The sequence below is a fragment of the Edaphobacter sp. 12200R-103 genome (genome assembly GCF_010093025.1).
GTDB lineage: Bacteria > Acidobacteriota > Terriglobia > Terriglobales > Acidobacteriaceae > Edaphobacter.
Genome location: NZ_CP048114.1, coordinates 3,158,230 through 3,178,841, shown reverse-complemented (window position 1 = coordinate 3,178,841; position 20,612 = coordinate 3,158,230). Strand labels below are relative to the sequence as shown.

General features: G+C 59.0%; 25 protein-coding genes. 17 read left to right on the top strand and 8 right to left on the bottom strand.

Features of this window, described 5'->3' with window-relative positions; translation table 11 throughout:
- The first annotated feature begins 66 nt into the window (after positions 1-66).
- The 3 genes from GWR55_RS13245 (at position 67) to GWR55_RS13235 (ending at position 1,333) form a co-directional block, all read left to right on the top strand.
- Positions 67-597: a lysozyme gene (locus tag GWR55_RS13245; protein WP_162402684.1), complete on the top strand. Its 531-nt coding sequence runs from the start codon at positions 67-69 to the stop codon at positions 595-597.
- A gap of 84 nt (positions 598-681) precedes the next feature.
- Positions 682-957, top strand: a complete 276-nt coding sequence (locus GWR55_RS13240) for a type II toxin-antitoxin system ParD family antitoxin (RefSeq protein WP_202925511.1) — start codon at positions 682-684, stop codon at positions 955-957.
- 34 nt (positions 958-991) lie between these two features.
- On the top strand, positions 992-1,333 hold the full coding sequence (locus GWR55_RS13235; protein WP_162402683.1) for a type II toxin-antitoxin system RelE/ParE family toxin: 342 nt from the start codon (positions 992-994) through the stop codon (positions 1,331-1,333).
- A gap of 15 nt (positions 1,334-1,348) precedes the next feature.
- Here GWR55_RS13235 and GWR55_RS13230 read toward each other — a convergent pair whose 3' ends face one another.
- Positions 1,349-3,169, bottom strand: coding sequence for a TonB-dependent siderophore receptor (locus GWR55_RS13230; RefSeq protein WP_238398396.1), 1,821 nt, complete (start codon positions 3,167-3,169; stop codon positions 1,349-1,351).
- Between the two features lie 261 nt (positions 3,170-3,430).
- On the opposite strand from GWR55_RS13230, the gene GWR55_RS13225 reads away from it, so the two are divergent.
- A complete protein-coding gene (locus GWR55_RS13225; RefSeq protein WP_162402681.1) occupies positions 3,431-3,880 on the top strand; it encodes a MarR family winged helix-turn-helix transcriptional regulator in 450 nt (149 codons plus the stop codon).
- On the opposite strand, the gene GWR55_RS13220 is transcribed toward GWR55_RS13225, so the two are convergent.
- Positions 3,867-4,532: a ribonuclease HI family protein gene (locus GWR55_RS13220; protein ID WP_162402680.1), complete on the bottom strand. Its 666-nt coding sequence runs from the start codon at positions 4,530-4,532 to the stop codon at positions 3,867-3,869. The two genes, GWR55_RS13225 and GWR55_RS13220, sit on opposite strands and share 14 nt — an antisense overlap.
- A gap of 754 nt (positions 4,533-5,286) precedes the next feature.
- Here GWR55_RS13220 and GWR55_RS13215 point away from each other — a divergent pair.
- From GWR55_RS13215 to GWR55_RS13190, 6 genes are all read left to right on the top strand, one after another.
- Positions 5,287-5,946 (top strand): RNA polymerase sigma factor, encoded by a 660-nt coding sequence (locus tag GWR55_RS13215; protein WP_370521144.1) that lies wholly within the window; start codon positions 5,287-5,289, stop codon positions 5,944-5,946.
- Between the two features lie 98 nt (positions 5,947-6,044).
- Positions 6,045-6,995, top strand: a complete 951-nt coding sequence (locus GWR55_RS13210) for a HEAT repeat domain-containing protein (protein ID WP_238398395.1) — start codon at positions 6,045-6,047, stop codon at positions 6,993-6,995.
- A gap of 59 nt (positions 6,996-7,054) precedes the next feature.
- The gene (locus GWR55_RS13205) at positions 7,055-8,083 is read left to right on the top strand and encodes a PDZ domain-containing protein (RefSeq protein WP_162402677.1); all 1,029 of its coding nucleotides are present in this window, start codon (positions 7,055-7,057) and stop codon (positions 8,081-8,083) included.
- Positions 8,084-8,185: 102 nt separating this feature from the next.
- Positions 8,186-9,436 carry an RNA polymerase sigma factor gene (locus tag GWR55_RS13200; protein ID WP_162402676.1) on the top strand — a complete coding sequence of 417 codons (1,251 nt, stop codon included), beginning with the start codon at positions 8,186-8,188 and terminating at the stop codon, positions 9,434-9,436.
- 120 nt (positions 9,437-9,556) lie between these two features.
- Complete coding sequence (locus GWR55_RS13195; RefSeq protein WP_162402675.1) at positions 9,557-9,958, top strand: YciI family protein; 402 nt, start codon at positions 9,557-9,559, stop codon at positions 9,956-9,958.
- A gap of 45 nt (positions 9,959-10,003) precedes the next feature.
- On the top strand, positions 10,004-10,651 hold the full coding sequence (locus GWR55_RS13190) for a dihydrofolate reductase family protein (protein WP_162402674.1): 648 nt from the start codon (positions 10,004-10,006) through the stop codon (positions 10,649-10,651).
- 38 nt (positions 10,652-10,689) lie between these two features.
- On the opposite strand, the gene GWR55_RS13185 is transcribed toward GWR55_RS13190, so the two are convergent.
- Together GWR55_RS13185 and arsM are read right to left on the bottom strand one after the other, a co-directional pair.
- On the bottom strand, positions 10,690-11,094 hold the full coding sequence (locus GWR55_RS13185; protein ID WP_162402673.1) for an arsenate reductase ArsC: 405 nt from the start codon (positions 11,092-11,094) through the stop codon (positions 10,690-10,692).
- A gap of 8 nt (positions 11,095-11,102) precedes the next feature.
- The gene (gene arsM, locus GWR55_RS13180; protein ID WP_162402672.1) at positions 11,103-11,990 is read right to left on the bottom strand and encodes an arsenite methyltransferase; all 888 of its coding nucleotides are present in this window, start codon (positions 11,988-11,990) and stop codon (positions 11,103-11,105) included.
- An 83-nt stretch (positions 11,991-12,073) separates the two neighbouring features.
- On the opposite strand from arsM, the gene GWR55_RS13175 reads away from it, so the two are divergent.
- The 3 genes from GWR55_RS13175 to GWR55_RS13165 all read left to right on the top strand — a co-directional run bounded on the left by GWR55_RS13175 (position 12,074) and on the right by GWR55_RS13165 (position 14,165).
- Complete coding sequence (locus tag GWR55_RS13175; RefSeq protein WP_162402671.1) at positions 12,074-12,481, top strand: metalloregulator ArsR/SmtB family transcription factor; 408 nt, start codon at positions 12,074-12,076, stop codon at positions 12,479-12,481.
- Entirely contained in the window at positions 12,460-13,548 is a 1,089-nt protein-coding gene (gene arsB / locus GWR55_RS13170; RefSeq protein ID WP_162402670.1) for an ACR3 family arsenite efflux transporter, read from the top strand. Before GWR55_RS13175 ends, arsB begins: the two co-directional genes overlap by 22 nt.
- Before the next feature lie 197 nt (positions 13,549-13,745).
- Positions 13,746-14,165: a cell wall metabolism sensor histidine kinase WalK gene (locus GWR55_RS13165; protein WP_162402669.1), complete on the top strand. Its 420-nt coding sequence runs from the start codon at positions 13,746-13,748 to the stop codon at positions 14,163-14,165.
- A 184-nt stretch (positions 14,166-14,349) separates the two neighbouring features.
- Here GWR55_RS13165 and GWR55_RS13160 read toward each other — a convergent pair whose 3' ends face one another.
- From GWR55_RS13160 to GWR55_RS13150, 3 genes are all read right to left on the bottom strand, one after another.
- On the bottom strand, positions 14,350-14,772 hold the full coding sequence (locus GWR55_RS13160) for a VOC family protein (RefSeq protein ID WP_162402668.1): 423 nt from the start codon (positions 14,770-14,772) through the stop codon (positions 14,350-14,352).
- Between the two features lie 163 nt (positions 14,773-14,935).
- On the bottom strand, positions 14,936-15,379 hold the full coding sequence (locus GWR55_RS13155; protein ID WP_202925510.1) for a DUF2975 domain-containing protein: 444 nt from the start codon (positions 15,377-15,379) through the stop codon (positions 14,936-14,938).
- Positions 15,380-15,492: 113 nt separating this feature from the next.
- On the bottom strand, positions 15,493-15,777 hold the full coding sequence (locus tag GWR55_RS13150; RefSeq protein WP_238398394.1) for a carboxymuconolactone decarboxylase family protein: 285 nt from the start codon (positions 15,775-15,777) through the stop codon (positions 15,493-15,495).
- A gap of 574 nt (positions 15,778-16,351) precedes the next feature.
- Here GWR55_RS13150 and GWR55_RS13140 point away from each other — a divergent pair.
- From GWR55_RS13140 to GWR55_RS13130, 3 genes are all read left to right on the top strand, one after another.
- Positions 16,352-16,621 carry a DUF2277 domain-containing protein gene (locus GWR55_RS13140; RefSeq protein ID WP_162402665.1) on the top strand — a complete coding sequence of 90 codons (270 nt, stop codon included), beginning with the start codon at positions 16,352-16,354 and terminating at the stop codon, positions 16,619-16,621.
- 182 nt (positions 16,622-16,803) lie between these two features.
- Complete coding sequence (locus GWR55_RS13135; RefSeq protein ID WP_162402664.1) at positions 16,804-17,853, top strand: radical SAM protein; 1,050 nt, start codon at positions 16,804-16,806, stop codon at positions 17,851-17,853.
- Positions 17,854-17,981: 128 nt separating this feature from the next.
- Positions 17,982-18,665: a class I SAM-dependent methyltransferase gene (locus tag GWR55_RS13130; protein ID WP_162402663.1), complete on the top strand. Its 684-nt coding sequence runs from the start codon at positions 17,982-17,984 to the stop codon at positions 18,663-18,665.
- A gap of 16 nt (positions 18,666-18,681) precedes the next feature.
- On the opposite strand, the gene GWR55_RS13125 is transcribed toward GWR55_RS13130, so the two are convergent.
- Entirely contained in the window at positions 18,682-19,818 is a 1,137-nt protein-coding gene (locus tag GWR55_RS13125) for a glycosyltransferase family 4 protein (protein WP_162402662.1), read from the bottom strand.
- A 211-nt stretch (positions 19,819-20,029) separates the two neighbouring features.
- Between GWR55_RS13125 and GWR55_RS13120 the strand changes: the two genes are divergently transcribed.
- The gene (locus tag GWR55_RS13120) at positions 20,030-20,533 is read left to right on the top strand and encodes an Hsp20/alpha crystallin family protein (RefSeq protein ID WP_162402661.1); all 504 of its coding nucleotides are present in this window, start codon (positions 20,030-20,032) and stop codon (positions 20,531-20,533) included.
- Positions 20,534-20,612 lie beyond the last annotated feature (79 nt).

Below are 20,612 nucleotides of genomic sequence, written 5' to 3'. Positions count from 1 at the left end.
GAAACGCAATGGGAAAGGGTCCTCGATGGCTCTTTCCCATTTTTCTTGCCTGGGGAGGCATGGGGTATGGCGAATTTCAAATACAGCGCAAATGGCCTTGCATTGACGGAGCGGTTCGAGGGGCTTCGGCTTCAGGCGTATCAGGATAGCGTCGGTGTCTGGACCATCGGGTACGGACACACCAGTCCCGATGTTCATGCAGGCCTTACCATCACCGAGAATCAGGCCAGGATCCTGCTGGCCGCAGACGTCGCCTGGGCGGTCGCCTGTGTCAACAAATCCGTCACTTCGACCATCAACCAGAACCAGTTCGATGCCCTGGTCGATTTCACCTTCAATCTCGGTTGTGCCAGCCTCGTCCAGTCAACCTTGCTGCGACTGATCAATACATCGGACTTCGCCGCTGCCGCACCGCAGTTCCTGCGCTGGAACAAGGCCGGAGGCAAAGTCCTGAAAGGACTCACCCTTCGGCGCCAGGCCGAGATGGACCTCTTCAACACCCCGGTCACGGCGGCCGTACCTGCAGGAACCCGCCTCCAGGCTGCCGCTGCTACTGGAAAGACCCCTCGGCCTCAGGCACCGCGGATCCCGCACTGATGCCGGCGAAAACGGTCCTTATTTTGTGGTCAACAGAAAGAAGCTTTAAATATTTGTTGTCAACAAATGTCATAAAATGAAGTTATGGCGATGACCTCACTCAATATCTCGCTTCCCGAACAGTTGAAGGCCTACGTCGAGGCCCAGGTGGAGACTGGCGAATATGGAACCCCAAGTGAGTACATGCGGGAGCTGATTCGCCAGGACCGGCGTTGCAGAATGGATGCTCTCGAACAGAAATTGCTCCAATCCCTCGCCGGTGAATCCATCTCGATTCAGCCGTACGAATTGGAAGGGCGTCCACTTAGCGAAATCCTTCGCGAAAAACTCAAAGCTCGCTCCACAAAGAAGAAGAGATAATCCGGATCGCCGCCTGGAGCTAGTATCAACCTGCATGGTACGTGCGAAAGTTGAATCCTTTGAAATCCTGGATCAGGCGGCACAGGCGATTGTCGATCAGGTTGAGTACTATCGCCTACGGTCTCCGGGTACTGGGCTGGGCCAACGGTGGGAACAAGCTGTAACCGAGGTGATGCTGTCTCTGCGTCTAATGCCGGAACGCGGCGCAAAGTGTCAATTTCGATTACCTGAACTTCAGGAGCTGCGCCGTCTTTCCATTCCCGGATTTCCGCACCATCTTCTGTTTTATGTGTACGAGAAAAGTGCACGGCGCATACGCATCATTCATGTTCTCCATGGTGCTCGCAATCTCGGTCCTCTCTTTGATCTTCTGTAGCAGAAGCCAGGCACTCTATCGATTCCTCCGCCAGTTCAACTGCATCCCCGCCATGATGGTGCGGCCCTGCACGGGAACCCCGGGAATCTCCTGGTATGCCGTATCGGTGAGGTTCAGCACGCGAACGTAGGGGCGCAGCCGTCCTGTGTCTCGCGCCATCGAGATATCCCATAGCGGATATGGCGACTGCATCGTCTTCTGGATCACGGCAAGCTGCGATCGCGCGACGATCTGCGCCGGAAGCTGACCGCTCCATGCGATCAGAGCCGACTGCGCAGCGTAGTTGAAGGCGTACTCCGAGATCAAGCCCTTCGGCGGCGATCCCGCCTGCACGGCGGTATAGCCCATCTGCAACTGCTGCGCGCGCGGCAGCCGGAATCGCACGTTCGCCTCGGCGCCGCTGTAGGCAAAGTTGGCGACGTTGACCGCCTGCCACGGATCCGACAGGGCATCCTTCGAGTAGTCGATGCCGTTCTTCTGACGAAGGCTGAAGCCGGTGGCGCTTACAGTCAGCAACCCACTTGCCGGAGTCCAGTCCACTCCGCCCTCGTAGCTCCATGACGATTCAGGCTTCAAATTCGGATTCCCGATCGTCGCCGGGTCCGCATAGTACAGATCGAGATAGGTCGGCAGACGATAGCCATGTCCCACGGAAGCCCGCAGCCTCACCGTGCTGGTCAGCGTATAGGCGGCCGCAACGTTCGGAGAAAAAACGGAGTCGCCGCCCGAGAAGACCTGTTCGCGTGCCCCCAGCGAAAGCGAAAACCGGCCAAGAGCCCGCAGCGAAAGATTCGCATATCCCGCGCCCTGGTTGCGCGCATGGATGCCGAGGTTGCTGCTGTGGATAGAATCTCCATTGGCCTCGAGCCCATAGGAGAGCGTCGTGTTTGATCCGATCGGGTCAGCCCTTCGCAGAGCAGCTTGCCACGCAGACGTGATGTGGTTGTTGCGATAGTAGTTGGGCCGGTCCAGCAGCAGCACGAAGAGATCCGTGTGCCGCCGATACGCGAAGCTCGCCGAAGTCCGCTGCCCCACCTGCTGCTGCAGCGCCGCAAACCATCCCTTCGTGCGCTCCCACGAGTCGTAGTTGCCGTAAAACTGATTCGCGCCATACGGCCGGTCGCTGCCCGCCAGCAGAATGTCGGTCGTTCCCGGTTTCAGTACGCTCAGCCACGTCTCCGACGAGAGCGCATTGCTCGAATAGTTGCGGTCGGGCATAAAACCGTTGGAAGTATCGCGGCTGCCGGTAATCTGTTCGCTGAACAGTCGCGTGCTCAGGTCCGCACGCAGATGATTCTCAAGCGACCCATAATTTCCCGCGCCCGACTTCGCAATCAGCGAAAGCCTCGGTTCCGCCGGCGGACGCTCGGTGATCAGGTTGACTGCACCGCCAATCGCATCGGAGCCATAGAAGGTTGAGCCCGAACCATGCAACACCTCCACCCGAGAGAGCGCATCGAGCGGCACGGGAATGTCGAGGTTCAGGTGCGCGGTCTCGGGATCGTTGATGCGAAGCCCGTTGAGCAGCACCAGCGACTGCTCAAACGTCGTCCCGCGAATCGAAAGATCGGCCTGCACTCCCGAAGGCGCGCGCGACTGCAGGTTGACCGTCGTGTCCTGCCGCAGGTAGTCGGTCACGTTGTTGAAGAGCAAAGGTTGCTCCCGCGTATCCAGCACCATCACCGACCGGTTCGACTCCGACAACGGAATCGGAGGAATCGCTGTCGTGACGGTTACGCTCTCGTTAACCTCATCCGGACGCCCGGACGGCTGTTCCTGCGCCCACGCAGGAACAGAGATGATCGCGATCAAAAGAAGAAACAGGAAGCTAAGCACAGGGACGATCATCTCCCATCAGTTACACTTTGAGGAGCTAGTTTTGTCTATACTTAAACAGTTGAATGAATCAATCAATTCAGACCTTTACCCTGAATGGAGTGGTCCGGAGACACCGTCGCAGAACAAGGTGCCCCATCTTCCCCGCCGAAGGCGGCTAAGGTGGGTCTGCAGAATCTCAAGCAAAGGCAATCAGGCTAATTCACCGCCAGAAAGCACCATCACGAAGATAGAGCCCCGGCCAAAGAGCGGAAAGCAGCCATGCGCATCGACTTCTTCCTCCAGCAAAGCCCCGTCTTCCAGACCAGCCGCGTCGCCCGTCGCATCGAGTCCTCACTCAACGCCGCGCTTCGCCAGGAAGACCTCACCTTCTCCGAGTCCCTCATGCTGGCCGCCATCTTCCTCGAAAAGAAGACCGTGCGCCCTTCCGAGCTGGCTCGCGCCTTCGAGACCACGCGGGGCAACATCAGCCACACGCTCTCCTCGCTTGAAGCCAAGCGACTGATCCGCCGCCGCATCGACCCTGAAGACGCCCGGGGATTTCAGCTTGAGCTGGAAGCCGCAGGCCGGCGCCGCGCCGCCCGCGTCGTGGGGATCCTCGACCGCATGCAGTCGCAGCTTGAGAACGAAATCGGCCCGGCAAAGCTCGAGACGATGCTGCGCCAGATGAACGCTGTCGAGCAGCTCTGCTCGCAGCTTACTCGGGGATGATCTTCACAAAGATGCCGTCCGGCAGCGCCTGTCCCCCCAGCACATGCACCACGCCATCGCGGGTAAAGCCACGCAGCATGGCTCCGGGCGCACTCTTCGGTCGGGCATCGGGGTCGGGCGGAGCCGACGACCTCGTCGGATAAGGTGTAGCTTTCAGGGGCTCCGGCGCAGGCTGTCCGGCGGCGTGTGGACGCTTCATCCCGCGGTCCATCGCCTGGTTGGCCAGCCGGTCGGCGTCCTTGTTCTTGTGGCGCAGAGCGTGCGAGATCTCAAACCGCTCCAGCCGCGCAATGCGGTTCTTCGCCTCCTGCCACAACGGCTTCAGGTCGGGCGAATTCACCCTGTACTTTCCCTGGATCTGCTTGACCATCAGCTCGGAGTCGGAGACGACCCGCAGCCGTCGGTGACCGTGCTCCAACGCATACTCCAGTACGCCCAGCAGGCCGGAATACTCGGCATAGTTGTTCGTCCTGATCCCCAGAAACTCGCTCAGCTCGGCCAGCGGCTCGCCTGACGGGCCGGTCAGAACAGCGCCATAGCCTGCCGGGCCGGGATTGCCGCGCGCCCCCCCATCGCAGTGGGCCGTAACCCAGCCGGTCTGGGAATCGGGAGCATCGGAAAAGAGGCCGGGAGCAGTCGAGCGAGAGGGCATGACCTGAGTTTATAAGGAACGCCGCCCACTCACAGAGGCATGATTTCGCCGCCATGCTATTGATGTGTCATTCCGAGCGAAGCGCGCCAGCGCGAAGCCGAGGAACCCCCGCATTTCGGGATGTCGGTCAGAATGGATTCCCTCACAGAAGCACTCAGTGCACAAGCAAAATACGGGGGTCTCTCCACTCCGGCCCTTCAGGCCTCCGGTCGAGATGACACTTCAGCGGCGAGGCTGAATCGACAGCGCCGAATCCACTCTCCGGACATTTCCAAAACGGCGTCATCCGTATCCGCGCGCCCAAAACCCGTGAAACCCCAAAGTGTCCACGCCTCCCAAACAAGTGTCATTCCGAGCGAAGCGCGCCAGCGCGCAGCCGAGAAACCCCCGCATTTCGGGATGCCGGTCGGAATGGATTCCCCCACAGAAGGCACTCAATCTGCACAAGCAAAATACGGGGTCTCTCCACTCCGGACTTCGGCCTCCGGTCGAGATGACATTTTCGGAGCGGGGACGCAGGATCTTCCCCCGCATCCCAGGAGGCCGCTTGCTTACCTTTCCGTGACATTCCCGGTCTATCTCCATAGGAAATGGTTGTTCCTGACTCCGGAGTCAGAATCAGATGAAAGCTGAAGCGATTGAGATAAATCCCGGCGGGGAGCTGATTTCGAAGCTCTCTTTGGGGGGCAATGCCCGCAGATCGAGCCCTTTTGCGCTTGGATCGAGCGCGGCAGCGGTAGAATCGTTGCCAGGGATGGCAAAGGCAGCGACTCAACCCGGCGCGAGAAACAGCAAACTGACCCCGGCGCAGCTGGAGGCACGTGCCCAGCAGCGTATCGAGGACGATGAGCTGATCCGCGAGGCTCAGAAGGGCAACCGTGCCGCGTTCGATTCGCTCGTGCGGCGCTACGACCAGAGTGTGCTTCGCCTCGCGCTGCACATGCTGGGCAACGAGCAGGACGCGCAGGACGTTCACCAGGAGGCCTTTATCAAGGCGTACCGCCACCTGGGGAACTTCCGGTTCGAGTGCAGCTTCTACACCTGGCTGTACCGCATCGTGACCAACCTGTGCCTCGACCAGCTTCGCCGCCGCAAGAGCCGCCGGGAAGATCCCGCGACCATGCTCGACTCCAGTGGAGACGAGATGGATCTTCTGGCCAACATCTCCGACGACCGGTCGATGTCCAACCCGGCGCGCGAGCTGGAGCGCAAGCGCATGGGCGAGCGGATTCTCGCCGCGCTCGAAAAGCTCACCCCGCGGGAACGCATGGTCTTTGAGTTGAAGCATTACCAGGGTCTGAAGTTGAGAACGATTGGCGAGATGTTGAACACGACGGAGGAGACGGCGAAGAACACCCTCTTCCGCGCAACCAGGAAGCTGCGCGCGAACCTGGCAGAGCTGCGGGGAACGTAGCGCAGGCCGAAAGATAGATAAAGACGGGCAATAAGACCCGCAATGGATGTACGGCATTTTTTTGAGGCTGGTAGAGGTATACGGAGATGAAGTGTGAGATGGCGAGAGACAACGTAGTCCTGGCTTATTACGGCGAACTGCCGGACGAGCTTGCGGGTGCGTTGGAGCAGCATCTGATGACCTGCGAGGAGTGCCGCGAAGAGGTGGGCCTGCTTCAGGCAATGGAGGGCGAGCTGGCGGTTCTTCCGGTCGAGGAACCACATCCCAATCTGCTGGCGCAGTCGCGCATGAGGCTGGATGATGCTCTCGACGCGATCCCTCCCCACGGTTTTTTTACGCGGCTTAGGACGAACTTCTTCATCTGGACAGGACACGTCCGCAGCGCTCCCGCCCTGGCCACCCTTCTGGTAGGAGTCGGCTTCATCGGCGGCAACTTCCTCAACCGTTATGAGGTAGCCCGGATGCCCCAGCCGAAGCCCGGCCCGGTCGCCTACAGTAATCCGGCGCAGAGCACCGTCGCCAACGTCACCGGTATCGAGCGCACGCCGGACACCGAGCGCGTGCAGGTGCACTACAACCGCATCGTTCCCGAAACGATGGAGGGCTCGCTCGACAGCAAGGAGATTCGCGACCTTCTGATGAAGGCCACCACGGCCTCAGCCGAGGGCGTCCGCGCCAACTCCGTCCAGCTGCTTGCCAGCGAGTGCAAGGCAGGTCACGAATGCCCGGCGCGCGAGGACGGCAAGGGCGTTCGCGGCGCTCTGCTGGTCTCGCTCCGTTACGACAAAGACCCCGGCGTGCGGCTGAAGGCGCTTGAGGGCCTGGAAACCTACATCGGCCAGGACCAGAGGGTGCGCGATGCCGTCCTTGAGACTCTGGCTCACGATCCGGATGCAGATGTACGCATGGCCGCGGTCGGCCTGCTCGCTCCCGTCCAGCACGACTCCAGCGTCCGCAAGGTACTGCGAACGGTCTCGACGCAGGATGAGAATCCGTACATTCGTACGGTAAGCTTCAACACCTTGCAGGGATCGGACTCGATCCAGTAATGGATTGTGGGGCGCGGCACTTCCACTCCAACGAAGAAAAGGCTGCAGGAAATCCGAAGATGAGGCATGTACGATCGTTTGGCGTTCTGGTTCTCGCGACAGGAGTTTGCCTCCTGGCTGAGCTCCCGTCTGCCGCGCAATCGAGATGGACGCATCCCGCCGCTATCTTCCGGATAGGAGGCCTGTCAGGCAAGCCCGCTCCCGGCTATCTCGGCGTCGATCTCCGCGACGTCAGCAAAGATCGGCTGGCGACGCTCAAGATGACGGAGGCCCACGGGGCCGAGGTCGTCGGCGTCGATCATGATGCGCCCGCCTGCAAGGCCGGAATCCAGCTTCACGACGTCATCCTGCAGATGAATGGCCAGGCCATCGAAGGCGAAACCCAGCTTCGCCGCCTGCTGCGAGAGACTCCCGCCGGCGGCCACGTCACCTTTGTCATCAGCCGCGAGGGCCAGCAGAAGACCATCCAGACGCAGCTTGCCAACCGCGACGAGGTCGAGCGCGAGGCCTGGGACAACCGCTACACCGTTCCCGAGCCGCCCAGCATGAACTCGGGATCGGCCTCTGCTCCCCACGCCGGAAACTCGTTTCTCAACTCCTCCAAGGAGCGTGTTCTCAAAGATACTCACGCCCTCCTCGGCACCTCCTCCATGCTGGTCAGCTCATCCTATACCGGCGCGAAGCTCGAGGTGATGGGACCGCAGCTGGCGGAGTTCTTCGGAGCGCAGACCAGCACGGGCCTCCTCGTCCGCAGCGTCGAACCCCACAGCCCCGCCGCCGATGCGGGCATGAAGGCAGGCGACGTCGTCGTCAAGGTCAACTCCATGGAGATCGCCAGCGGCAGCGACTGGTCCAAGACCATCCACGAGAATCGCGGCAAGTCCGTCAGCGTCGTCGTGCTTCGCGACAAGAAGGTTCATTCGCTGACCCTCATCCCCGACTCCAAAAAACGCTCAGCGGTCGAGCCCTGGGCCAACCTCGAAGGCTTCTTCGGCAACTCCCAGCAGGCGCTCGAGACGCGCAACACCCTCGCCCAGCTTGAGCCGGTTCTGGACGCAATGCATGATTGCCAAACGAAAATTGCGTAAATACGCAATATATTCGGGCGAATACAGCTTCTGAAATGTCCGAAGATATTCCCGGGCTGACTGCAGTTGTATCGCGCCTGTCCGTTTGATAGCTTGACGTTCATGCCGGTCAACAGGCCCGAAGACCTGAGCAGGACCATAGAGACTCTTTATCGGTCGGAACGGGTGAGAATTCTGGCCACTCTGGTGCGCCTGCTCGACGATCTCGATCTCGCCGAAGAGGCCATGCACGAGGCTTTCGCCGCCGCCCTGGAGACGTGGCCGCAGACCGGCCTTCCAGAGAAGCTGCGTCCCTGGCTCATATCGACTGCTCGATTCAAGGCGATCGATGCGATGCGCCGGCGGGCACGCTCCGACGCCGCGCAAGGAGACCTGGTACACCAGCTCGAAGCGCGCCTCCACGAAACGTCAGAACAAGAAGAGATGGAGGACGATCGTCTTCGTCTCATCTTCACCTGCTGCCATCCCGCACTGCCGCCTGAAAGTCAGGTTGCGCTCACGCTGCGTGAAGTCTGTGGCCTGACAACAGAGGAGATTGCCCGCGCATTTCTCGTTACGCCGGCGACGCTTGCGCAACGCATCGTTCGTGCGAAAACCCTCATCCGCGATCGGGCGATCCCTTACCAGGTTCCTATGTCGCAGGAGCTATCGGCGAGATTGGGGGCGGCACTTCAGGTGGTCTACCTGGTCTTCAATGCGGGCTATTCCGCGGAAGCAACAGGAGCAGAACTGAGCCGCGAGGCGATCCGTCTGGGTCGGTTGCTCCTCGACCTCCTCCCGGAGCCCGAGGTCATGGGTCTGTTGGGGCTCATGCTGTTGCAGGAATCGCGCCGCGCTGCTCGAAGCTCTGCCGAAGGGGAGCTGATTCTGCTGGACCGGCAGGATCGTTCCCTGTGGAATCGAGACCAGATCGCCGAAGGCATCGCGCTCACCGAGCGTGCTCTGCAATCGCGCCGTTTCGGCGCTTACACCCTCCAGGCTGCCATCGCGGCAGTTCACGCCGAGAGCTCCTCGGCGGCATCTACGGACTGGCGTCAGATCACGCTGCTCTACGACCGGCTCATTCGGATTCAGCCATCTCCGGTCGTGGAACTCAACCGTGCCGTTGCCATCGCGATGGACAAAGGTCCGGAGCAGGGGCTTACTCTCATCGACGGCCTTCTTGCCCGCGAGGAACTCGCCAACTATCACCTCGCACACTCTGCCCGTGCAGATCTGTGTCGCAGGCTGGGGCGGTTTCCGGAGGCCCGTGCTTCGTATCAGAAAGCGCTTGCCCTGCTTCAGGACGGGGGCCGACAGGAGCCGGAGCGCCGTTTTCTCTCCGGGCGGCTCGAGGAATTGAAACAAAAATAATTGCAGAATTTAAAAAAAATTAAGGCCCGCTGTCGATTTCCCCTCGCTCCCGACGACTATAAGGTGAACGTTCAGGGCGCGGGTTGCGCTGCTGGAAAGCCAATGCGAAGGAGAGGACCTATGAAATACATCTGCCTGGGATACTACGATCCAGCGAAACACGCCGGCATGACCGAGGACGAGCGAAACGCAATGATCGACGAATGTTTTGAGTACGACGACCATTTGCGCGCCAACGGGCACTTCGCTGCAGGAGAAGCTCTCCAGCCTGCTGAAACTGCATTAACCGTGTACTGGAAGAACGGCAAAGTCGCGACCACCGACGGCCCCTACGCCGAAACCAAGGAACAACTCGGCGGCATTCTTGTGCTTGAGGCGCGCGACATGAATCATGCGCATCAACTCATGTCGCAGCATCCGGCCCTCAAGTATGGGTCGATCTTCGAAATACGTCCAGCTGGCGACCTGAGTGAAATGATGAAAGCCAGCGAACAGCGGCGGCGCAAGCCCGCCACACGCTGAAGCTCGGCAAACCACAACAAAACCAGGGTGAAGGAGAGGGCTGGGATGTCGAAGGTTCGAGTCGCAGGATTTGGCGTTTCGTTGGACGGTTTCGGCGCTGGGATCGAGCAGAGCCTCGAGAATCCGCTGGGAAAGCGAGGACCGGAGATCTTTCAGTGGTTCTTTCACACGAACACCTTTTGCGCCATGCACGGGCAGGAAGGGGGAAGCACCGGAGAGGTGGACGACATCTTCGCGCAACGGGCGATGGAAAACTTCGGCGCCTTCATCCTCGGCCGCAACATGTTCGGTCCGGTGCGCGGCCCATGGCTGGACAACTCATGGAAGGGGTGGTGGGGTAACAATCCGCCGTACCACACACCCACCTTCGTTCTCACACATCACAGGCGTGAGCCTCTGGTGATGGAAGGGGGAACCACCTTTCACTTTGTGACGGGCGGCATCGAAGAGGCGCTGGGCCTTGCGAAGAAGGCTGCCGGCAGCAAAGACGTCAAGATTGGAGGCGGCGTGGCCACAGTGCGGCAGTATCTGAAAGCCGGCCTCATCGACTCTCTCCACATCGCGTTGGCCCCCGTGCTTCTCGGCCAGGGAGAACCACTGTTCGAAGGTCTGGACCTTCATGCGCTGGGGTTCTCCATCACCGAGCGCAAAGCTTCGGAATACGCCACCCATCTCGTGCTCGAGAAAGCATAGAGAAGGGGGGCTTCGACTCACGAGAACGGCATTTATCGCTACTGATCCGCGATTCCTTGACTCTTCAGCAAATTAGATACTCGATCCAGTATTTCGTCCCGTATCGAGCGGACTTCGCTGATCGGACGTCCCTTCGGATCCTGGAGAGGCCAGTCGTCGCGGTGAAGTCCGGGGACATAGGGACACTTGTCACCGCATCCCATCGTGATGAGCAGCCGTGCATTCTTCGCCATTTCCTCCGTGAGCTTCTGGGGCTTGGCGTTAATTAGATCGATGCCTGCCTCTCGCATCACCGCCAGCACTTCGGGATGGATGCGCTCGCCCGGTTCAGTACCGGCGGAGATGGCGCGAGCTTTTGCCGGGTCTGCGAGTTGATTGAAGAAAGCGGCGGCCATTTGCGACCGCCCTGCATTGTGAACGCAAGCAAAGATAACAGTGAGCATGAGTCTTCCTAGGAACAGCACGTAGGACCGCAGCAGGACGCGGCGGCCTTCGGTTTGATGGCGTATACCTTCACGCTCGCGGCGGCCTCGTTCACGTCGTACTTCTTCAGTAGCTCGGAGAGGTCTTCATGCAGGGATGTTTCTGCAGGCGGCTGGCAGCATGACTCGCCTTCCATCGCTGGAGAGCAGCAGCCCGATTGCCCTTCTACTTGAGCGTATGCGTTCAGGTCCTTGCCGCTGTCCACAATCTCCACATGCTCAAAGCCGGCGGCACGCAGACCGGCAGTGTAATCGTCAATGCGGATAGCGCCGCCGATGCAACCGACATATGCAGCCATGCTCCGAGCAATGGCCTCCGGCAGCTTACCCTTGAGTGCGATGTCACTCACTGCGACGCGTCCGCCTGGCTTGAGGATGCGGGCGATTTCGCGAAAGACTGCAGGCTTATCCGGGGCAAGATTCAGTACGCAATTCGAGATGACGCAATCGACCGAGGCATCCGGTAGAGGTATTGCATCGATAGTCGCTTGGTGAAACTCTACGTTCGTGTATCCCCCGGCCTCTGCATTCGCACGCGCCCGTTCGATCATGGCAGGCGTCATGTCAATACCGATGGCCTTCCCCTCCGGCCCCACCTTCTTCGCGGCGAGAAATACGTCCAGGCCGCCGCCTGAACCCAGATCGACCACAACTTCACCCGGGCGAAGGTGCGCCGTTGCAGTCGGATTGCCGCATGACAGGCCCATGTTCGCTTCTGCCGGGATGGATGTCAGCTCTTCCGCGGAATAGCCGAAGGCTTCTGCAACCGCCTTCACACCTGCGTCATTGCTGGAAAGGCTGCTCTCGGCGACCGCGCCGTACTTCGATTGGACCGAATCAAGAATCTCGTTTGCCATGACGCCCCTTCCTGGAAACACATACGCTTAGGTGAATATATCTCTTGCACTCACATTCGTCAAAGCGTATATATGTATTGCGTATGGCTAGAAAAGCTCCATTCGATATGCAGACGTTCTTCCAGGCGCTCGGTGACAATACGCGGCTCCGGCTTCTCAACCTGATGGGAGACCAAGAGGTGTGTGTCTGCTACTTCGTGGAGATACTTGGCGGGCCTCAGCCGAAAATTTCACGGCATCTTGCCTACCTGCGGAACGCGGGCATCGTGTCAGCCCGGCGTGAGGGGAAGTGGATGCACTATCGCATCGTGATGCCGCCACATATCGGAGCTACGCAGATTCTCCGTCAGACGTTGGACTGGCTCAAGGAAGACAAAGCCATGCAGGCAGACCGGGTAAAGCTTGATAAAGCATGCTGCTCCCCTGCGAAGTACGCTCTTGACGGTGCGCCTGTACCGGCTGCTGTCGAATGCTGCGAGGTTTGCCTGTGAGCACAGCGACGTGTGCTCCGGCTCAGAGGAAGCGGCTTTCATTCCTGGATCGATTTCTTACGCTCTGGATATTTCTCGCGATGGCGATAGGGGTAAGCCTCGGGCATTTCGTCCCCGGCGCCGCTTCTTTCGTAAACAGCTTTCAGACCGGTACGACGAACGTACCTATCGCCATCGGACTCATCGTGATGATGTTCCCGCCGCTGGCGAAGGTACGTTACGAGAAGTTGGGCGAGGTCTTCCGTAATCGCCGTGTGCTGTTGCTTTCTCTCGTGCAGAACTGGCTTATTGGCCCGTTGCTCATGTTCGCTCTCGCCGTAATCTTTCTGCGCAAGGAACCGGCGTACATGCGCGGTCTCATCCTCATAGGCATTGCTCGCTGCATTGCGATGGTGCTGGTGTGGAACGAACTCGCAGACGGTGATACGGATTATGTCGCCGGTCTGGTGGCAATCAACAGCGTCTTCCAGGTGCTTTTTTACGGCGTCTACGCGTGGTTGTTTTTGTCGGTACTGCCTGCTTGGTTCGGGCTGCACGGCAGCGTCGTACACGTAGGGATAGGACAGATAGCGCAGAGCGTCGGCCTGTATCTCGGCGTGCCGTTTGTAGCGGGTCTTCTCACGCGGCTCTCACTCATCCGGGCTATGGGTGAGGAGTGGTATCGGGTACGTTTCGTGCCGCGCATAAGCCCGTTCACGCTCGTGGCGCTGCTGTTCACCATCCTCGTGATGTTCTCCCTCAAAGGTGACTTGATCGTGCGGCTGCCTTTTGACGTGGTGAAGATCGCTGTGCCGCTGATCGTCTACTTCGCACTCATGTTCCTGGTGAGCTTTTTGATGGGGAGACGGCTGGGAGCGAATTACGCGCAATCCGCCACGCTGTCATTCACAGCCGCCGGGAACAACTTCGAACTGGCGATAGCCGTTGCGGTCGCGGTGTTCGGACTGAACTCGGGAGAGGCCTTCGTCGGGGTGGTGGGACCGTTGATTGAAGTTCCGGCCCTGATCGGACTGGTACACGTAGCATTCTGGCTTCGCGGTAGGCTCTATCCGGCAACTGATAGGTAACGAGAAGCCGGCTCGTCGGTACTCGACGAATGCGCTGCCCTTTTTCGCCAGTTATAAACAACAAGGAAAAGAGACAACCCGCCGCCTCTATGGCCGATTAAAATCTGGAAGGGGTACCGGCAGACGCTTTGGCTCCTCCACCCAACGCCGAATCATCGGCCTCTCTCAATGGCAGGGTAGCACGTAATTTCAATGCCATGCCCAACATCCATACGATCGTCCGTAAAGCCGAATTCGAATCACAGGATCCGAATGGTGGAATCAGGCTTATCTCGTCGCGCCGGTGCATGGTTTGGGGCAGTGCGGAACTACTCCATAGCGCCATCGAAAATGTAGTACGCAATGCCATCCGCTACACGGAAAGCGGAAGCGCAATCGAAGTTCGCATGGAGTGCGGCGACCCATCAAGCGGAGCGAGCGTCCGCCTTATTGTTCGCGACTATGGCCCGGGTGTTCCCGAGTCCGAACTGAAAAATATATTCCAGCCGTTCTATCGCATTACAGGCGCCCGTTATCGCCAATCGGGCGGCACCGGACTCGGTTTAGCGATCGCTGACCGAGTATCCGGATTCACGGAGGAACAATTCATGCCGAAAACGCCTCGCCCCACGGGTTGAGGATAGAGATCGTTCTGCCCCAGTCGTTCGTGCTGAAAACCAGCAGTTCCGCTTAGTTGAGCAGGCAGCAAAGATAGTGATCGCCAAGGCGCTTACCGGAGAGAACCGATCCGTAACGACAAGCAGGCATCTCGGAAAGAAATCTTCAACTGACTATACGAGCGTTTATGAGGACTTGAATGGATCAGGAAGTTGCTTGCTCTCCACGGAAGAACCACTCCACTCCATATCGGTCGGTCAGCCGTCCATAGATTCCGAATGGCACTTCGCGCAGCTCAACGAGGAGCTTGGGCTCGGCGCCTTTACGAAGCTTCTCGAAGATAGGTGATAGTTCGTCGTATCCAGCACCCGTGACATAGATTGCCGTTGTATTGCCCTGCAATGGACGACGGGTTGGATGGAGCCAGTCTGTCGCAGCGATCTCGATTCTTCCGCTCTTCAGAGAGCCATGGGTGATCTTTTGATGTTGGTCCAGAGGGAACTGAGCCTTCATCGGGGTATCCGCAAGCCGTGTCAAGATCAGTTCGCCGCCGAAGCACGACTGGTAGAACTGCATCGCCTCGGCACAATTGCCGTCGAATAGAAGGAATGGGGTCAGATCAAGCATGCATCCTCCACTTGAAAGCTTCCACGTTGGGATTGTAGTTCGAGTTCAAGGGCTTCTGCGCAAGACAAATAAGTCCCCACAAGCAGGCTTGTCGGTACCAATCCATCAAAATTATCCGGGCTTGCAATGAAGACCTTTCCAGGTTGCTTCATACTGATTTTGTCTATATCGTCAGGTCGTTCTCGGATTTCAGAGCGACAGCGCTTTGCAGTGTTTCTTCAAGCACCAGCGCCATTGTTCCTGCAATAACAGAGACGAAGATCAGAAGAAGCCCCATCATCACGCCGCCGGCAATATCTTCCTTGCTGCGTTGAACCAGGAAGAAGTAAGCCTCTGCTCCCGCGAGAAAACCCACCAGAGTCATCGCGCAGTGCTTGATCGTTCGCAACGCTTTCACCGAGCGTTGCGTGAAAACTTCGCCTCTTCCTGCGTATCCTAGAAGCTTGAAAGCCTGGTAAAGCGCGATGAAGAATGCAATGGATCCGATGTACGCATACGCCAGGAACGGATCCTTGAAGTAGATCTGAAAAAGGGTGGCGTGCGCATTTCTGCCTTCCAGGTGAGGTTCCCAAAGCAAAAGAGCAAGAGCTCCCATGCCGATGAGCACGATGACGATTTGAAGAAACACCGAAGAACTTCTTTTCATGGCAGCCCTCCGTGACCCTGGTATTGACCGTCGCTGACGGTCTCTGCAGATACTCTCCGGCAAATTGCGGCAAATTACTCCCAGGGAGCGCGCTCAAGCGCATCCGGGTCTTCCTTCATACGATTCGTTGCTTGATCGAATAACTTCATCGCCAGCAGACCGTGCCCAACGGCGCCGCCGGCTCTTAGTGCTGCCGCCATGAATACCGTCTCGGCAATCTCTTCCCGCGATGCCCCGGCCCTGGCGGCATTGCGCGTATGCGAATCGAGACAGTAGGAGCACTGCGTTGTAAGCGCAACGGCCAGCGCAATCAACTCACGGTACTTTGCCGGTATAACGCCGTCACTGCGTTCCGTCACAGACTTCAGTTTGAAAAATGCCTCTGCTTCCGCAGGAGCGGAGGCTATCAGTTCTTTTGCGAACCGTATATCTTCAGGACTCTGGTATTCAGCCACACTTCAGACCTCAACCAAAGCTTAGGAAGAGAATGCAGAGGATGGCAAGAGCAAATTCGGCAATGAAGCGGTTGCTTGAAGGTCCTCCAACGAAATCGAGCAGGGAAGCGCGGCAGAGGTCGGCCGGCAACGGCACGTCGTTTGTTCGTCCCTGCGTTGCAAAGCATTCATTGCTGCATCCGGGCGACATTGTGTAGATTTCGACGCATGGCGCTCAAACGAATGGATAACGTGGGAATCGTCGTCGATGACCTGGGGGAGGCGATAAAATTTCTTTCGTGACGGACTCGCCCCGGAACTTAACGGAGGGAGATGCATCTTGGATACTCGAAATGTTGAGCCGGACCGTCCGTCAGGAGCCGGTTTCTGGCAGTTGCAGCCATTGCCCATCGACGAGATCACTGCTCCTGACCTCATTTGAGTAAAGTGAAGGCAGTAACTCTGCGGCACCCCGATCCAGCCTGGAGGTCCTTCGAAGATGTGCCGAAATATCAAAACCCTTTTCAACTTCGATCCACCCGTTACCCCAGACGAGGTTCGAGCTGCTTCGCTCCAGTTCGTAAGAAAGATCACAGGTTTCAATAAACCATCCAGGGCGAACGAAGAGGCTTTCCAGGCTGCCATCGACGCAATTGCCGGCATTTCGACTCAGCTTCTCCTTTCACTCGAAACCAATGCACCCCCAAAGAACCGGGAAGAAGAGGCAGCCAAAGCCAGGGCCCGAAACGCCGAAAGATTTCCGGCATGAGGACCTTCGGGATGCCTTGCGACTCAGCCAACGATCGTTGAGAGGGACCGGGAAACGATATATTCCTGAGCCCTTCGGTTTTGGCGGCTTTCGACTGCTACCGATCCGGTTCTCTTCCCATATCGCGCCATGTCGCGAAAGACCGCCCCAAAAACCCCGGTCCGATATACTTAACCCTGACTATGTCTTCCACCTCCACCCCCGTTCTTCAGCCGCCGAGTCGCGCACGGCGGCGATGGAAGGCCATCACCCGCAAGGTGCGGGAGATCGTCTCCATCGGTTCTGCGCTGGCCTCGACCGATCATCCTTACATGGCGCAGATCGTTCCTCTGCGGCGGTGCAATCTCTCCTGCACCTACTGCAATGAGTACGACGACTTCTCTGATCCCGTGCCGCTGGATGAGATGTTGCGGCGCATCGACGACCTGGGCAGGCTGGGGACGAGCGTGATCACGATCTCGGGTGGCGAGCCCCTGCTCAACCCTCATCTCGATGAGATTATCGCGCGCATCCGCAAGAACGGCGCCATCGCCGGCATGATCACCAACGGCTACCTGCTGATGCCGGATCGCATCCATCGGCTCAACAAGGCCGGGCTCGATCACATGCAGATCTCGATCGACAACGTGATGCCGGACGCCGTCTCCAAGAAGAGCCTGAAGGTGCTGGACAAAAAGCTGCAGATGCTGGCCGAACATGCCGAGTTTCACGTCAACATCAACTCGGTCGTCGGCGGAGGCATTGCCAATCCGGACGACGCCCGCGTGGTGTCGGAGCGCGCCCTCGGCCTCGGCTTCAGCTCGACCATCGGGATCATCCACGACGGCAGCGGCCAGTTGAAGCCCCTGGGCGATGCCGAGCGGGTCGTGTGGGACAAGGTGCGTTCCATGACGCGCCGCAGCTACTCGCGCTTCAACCACTTTCAGGAAGCCATCGCCAACGGAAAGACCAACGACTGGCGCTGCCGCGCCGGAAGCCGATACCTGTACGTCTGCGAGAACGGCCTGGTGCACTACTGCAGCCAGCAGCGCGGCTACCCGGGCACTCCGCTGGCCGACTACACGGTCGACGACATCAAGCGTGAGTTTCTGACCGAGAAGGGTTGCGCCCCCGGCTGCACCATCAGCTGCGTCCACCAGGTCAGCTTCATCGACTTCTGGCGCGCTCCGCAGAACAGTGGAACGGTCACCCCCGGCGGCCACGCGCACGGCGAGCTGGTGCAGATCCAGTAGATCAATACAGCCCTGTCTTCCACATCGGATAAGTAACCAGCGATGTTCCACGTGGAACATCGCTCTTGACTTTTCCGGACTTTTCGCTCATAGACCATTTCCGAATCCGGTGGCACACTGGTGGCGTGATGAAATCGCCTCTTCGTCCCGCTTTATGGATGATCCTTGTGTTGGGGCTTCTTGTCCCGGCGGCCCGGCCCCAGGCCGCGACCCCGCAGGCCGCCGCGCCGCGCCAGACCAGCACTCCTTATACCGGCGATCTGTCTCGCTTTGAGTCTCCCGGCCGCGACCAGCGCCTGCAGATCGACCGCGTCATGGACCTGCTGGGAATCCAGGCCGGAAAGAACGTTGCCGACATCGGCGCCGGGTCGGGCTGGTTTACCGTGCGGGCTTCGCGCCGAGTAGGTCCCACCGGCGCCGTACTGGCCGAGGACATCAATCCGCTGGCGATTGAGGCGATCGGCAAACGAGCCATCAAGGAAAACCTCACGAATGTACGCACCGTTCTGGGGCGACCGGACGATCCGGCGCTTCCGCCCGGCAGCGTCGATGCCGTGCTGCTCCTGAAGGTCTACCACGAGATCGCGCATCCGGTCACGTTTATGAAAGCTCTCCGTCCGGCGCTTCGTCAGGGCGCCAAGGTCGGCATCATCGACCGCAACGGCAACGGGGCCGATCACGGAGTGGACCACGCAGTCATCGAGAACGAGATGGGCGAGGCAGGCTTTCGGCTCGCAGCCACCTATGACTTCACCAAGGCCGATGGTCAGGATTATTTCCTGATTTTTGAGGCAAAGCAGAACGGGCGATAAGGCATCGCCTTCTCGTTCACCGTTCCCCGGCCAGGGCTTGGAGAATCGGAGCCATGCGCCGGACGACGGCGGGCCAGGTGTACTGGGTGAGAACCATCTCGCGGGCCTGTCGTCCCATCGTGGCCAGAAGGTCGGGATTGGCGAGCAGCTGGGTAAGTTTGGTCGCCAGGTCCTCGACGGAGCCTTTTTCTACGAGAGCTCCGGTGACCCCGGGGGTGACGAACTCGCGCAGGGCCCAGGCGTTGGTGACGACGGCGGGAAGCTGGTAGAGCATGGCCTCCAGGGGTGCGATTCCGTAAGGCTCATAGAGCGACGGCAGGACGAAGAGGCTGGCGTCGCGGAAGAGCGAATCGAGCTTGGTGCTCTGCTCCGGGTCGGACTTGGAGAGATGACCGTGCAGGAAGGCGCCGGGAGGAAGATCGGTCACCTGGGTCGGGCCCACGATGTGCAACTCGGCTGAGGGGATCGACTGGCGGACCGTGCGAAAGGCCTCAAGGAGCTGAGGGCCGCCCTTGCGCTTGAATTCTGTCCCAATAAACAAGATTTGCGCGGAGCGGTAGCTCTTTTCGGGAACCGGGTCGGGGATGACGTCGAGGTTGACGGCCCCTCCTACATGAAAGACCTTCTCGGCGGGGACGCCGTAGTTCCGGATGAAGGACTGCCGGAGATATTCACTGAAGGTAAAGATCGCATTCATCCGGTTGGCGGCCTGCTTCTCATAGCTGAGAGCCTGGTCGATGCGCCGGCGTGAGACTCCATCGATACCGAAGCCTGAGGCAAGCAGCTCGGGAAGATTGCCGTCGTGGTAGGAGACGCAGGGATGACCGGGAAAGGCCTCCGGCAGGGAGAACATATGCCCGATCTGCATCAGCACGGGGCTGGAGACCGGGACGGAGGCGGCGGCTCGTGTCAGTGCACGCCGGTAGGCGGGGTCAAAGTAAAAATGCTTGCGCCAGACGCCGCGGTCACGGGCGAAGTTCTTTGCCAGCAGCAGGCTGTTTGGGAGTTTGGGAACCCGGATTCCGATGGCCTTGTCGAGTAGTCCTTCCGCCTCCATGGCTTTGAGGAACCGGGGAGCCGTTCCGGACCAGGTTTTGGGCGAGTAGGGGTCCGTCCCGGTGGAGCCGCCGACGAAGACCGTCACTTCCCGCATGGGCACAAGGCTAGCACAGAGCTGTTGGGAACGGAATCTCGCTGAAAACAGAATACTTGCAGCCGCAGCGCTATAGAGGAGGTGTCCTTTCCATTATATGAGTGTAGATTTGTCATATTATCTGCAACTTTTTACATAAGGTATGCGTCAAAATATGTGTAGCCAGTAAAGGCTGGCGACTACTACCTGATTTCACTTGGAGGATTCACACATGACGATCACGCGTTTTTCCCCGTTCCGCAGTTCCTTGAGCGATGTAGCTCTTTTGCAGAACCGGTTGAACTCGATCTTTCAGGACTTCGCCGTTCCGGCGAACGGTCCGGGTGAGTCCCTCTCGGCCGGGGGTTTTGTTCCCGCGGTCGATATCTATGAGGACGCCCAGAAGGTTGTGGTCAAAGTTGAGGTTCCAGGCATCAAGCAGGAAGATCTGGATGTTCGTCTCGAGAACCAGACCCTGACGGTGAAGGGTGAACGAAAGTTTGAGTCTGAGGAGAAAGAGGAGAACTTCCACCGCATCGAGCGCAGATTTGGAAGCTTCGTGCGCAGCTTCACGGTTCCGCAGACGGTCGATACGGACTCGATCAAAGCGAACTACGATGCGGGAGTCCTCAGCATCACGTTGAACAAGAAGGCCGAGGCGAAGCCGAAGCAGGTGAAGATCGAGGTCGGTTCGACCCCATCGGCGCCGAAGCAGGTGGAAGGCACCGCTGCCTGAAGGGTTCTCCAGTTCAGGAACGCTGGCGGGAGTCGAAACGGTCTCCCGCCTTTGTGTATAAGGTTGCGGCAGCCTCAGG

Excerpts from the sequence above, each read along its gene's own strand:
- GWR55_RS13215 (WP_370521144.1), top strand. The coding sequence starts at position 5,287 with ATGGCAAAGGCAGCGACTCAACCCGGCGCGAGAAACAGCAAACTGACC.
- GWR55_RS13240 (WP_202925511.1), top strand. The coding sequence starts at position 682 with ATGGCGATGACCTCACTCAATATCTCGCTTCCCGAACAGTTGAAGGCC.
- GWR55_RS13210 (WP_238398395.1), top strand. The coding sequence starts at position 6,045 with ATGGCGAGAGACAACGTAGTCCTGGCTTATTACGGCGAACTGCCGGAC.
- GWR55_RS13160 (WP_162402668.1), bottom strand. The coding sequence starts at position 14,772 with ATGCTTGATCTGACCCCATTCCTTCTATTCGACGGCAATTGTGCCGAG.
- GWR55_RS13195 (WP_162402675.1), top strand. The coding sequence starts at position 9,557 with ATGAAATACATCTGCCTGGGATACTACGATCCAGCGAAACACGCCGGC.
- arsB (WP_162402670.1), top strand. The coding sequence starts at position 12,460 with ATGCTGCGAGGTTTGCCTGTGAGCACAGCGACGTGTGCTCCGGCTCAG.
- GWR55_RS13185 (WP_162402673.1), bottom strand. The coding sequence starts at position 11,094 with ATGCTCACTGTTATCTTTGCTTGCGTTCACAATGCAGGGCGGTCGCAA.
- GWR55_RS13245 (WP_162402684.1), top strand. The coding sequence starts at position 67 with ATGGCGAATTTCAAATACAGCGCAAATGGCCTTGCATTGACGGAGCGG.
- GWR55_RS13235 (WP_162402683.1), top strand. The coding sequence starts at position 992 with ATGGTACGTGCGAAAGTTGAATCCTTTGAAATCCTGGATCAGGCGGCA.
- GWR55_RS13175 (WP_162402671.1), top strand. The coding sequence starts at position 12,074 with ATGGCTAGAAAAGCTCCATTCGATATGCAGACGTTCTTCCAGGCGCTC.
- arsM (WP_162402672.1), bottom strand. The coding sequence starts at position 11,990 with ATGGCAAACGAGATTCTTGATTCGGTCCAATCGAAGTACGGCGCGGTC.
- GWR55_RS13205 (WP_162402677.1), top strand. The coding sequence starts at position 7,055 with ATGAGGCATGTACGATCGTTTGGCGTTCTGGTTCTCGCGACAGGAGTT.
- GWR55_RS13220 (WP_162402680.1), bottom strand. The coding sequence starts at position 4,532 with ATGCCCTCTCGCTCGACTGCTCCCGGCCTCTTTTCCGATGCTCCCGAT.
- GWR55_RS13120 (WP_162402661.1), top strand. The coding sequence starts at position 20,030 with ATGACGATCACGCGTTTTTCCCCGTTCCGCAGTTCCTTGAGCGATGTA.
- GWR55_RS13200 (WP_162402676.1), top strand. The coding sequence starts at position 8,186 with ATGCCGGTCAACAGGCCCGAAGACCTGAGCAGGACCATAGAGACTCTT.
- GWR55_RS13125 (WP_162402662.1), bottom strand. The coding sequence starts at position 19,818 with ATGCGGGAAGTGACGGTCTTCGTCGGCGGCTCCACCGGGACGGACCCC.
- GWR55_RS13225 (WP_162402681.1), top strand. The coding sequence starts at position 3,431 with ATGCGCATCGACTTCTTCCTCCAGCAAAGCCCCGTCTTCCAGACCAGC.
- GWR55_RS13135 (WP_162402664.1), top strand. The coding sequence starts at position 16,804 with ATGTCTTCCACCTCCACCCCCGTTCTTCAGCCGCCGAGTCGCGCACGG.
- GWR55_RS13130 (WP_162402663.1), top strand. The coding sequence starts at position 17,982 with ATGAAATCGCCTCTTCGTCCCGCTTTATGGATGATCCTTGTGTTGGGG.
- GWR55_RS13190 (WP_162402674.1), top strand. The coding sequence starts at position 10,004 with ATGTCGAAGGTTCGAGTCGCAGGATTTGGCGTTTCGTTGGACGGTTTC.
- GWR55_RS13165 (WP_162402669.1), top strand. The coding sequence starts at position 13,746 with ATGCCCAACATCCATACGATCGTCCGTAAAGCCGAATTCGAATCACAG.
- GWR55_RS13140 (WP_162402665.1), top strand. The coding sequence starts at position 16,352 with ATGTGCCGAAATATCAAAACCCTTTTCAACTTCGATCCACCCGTTACC.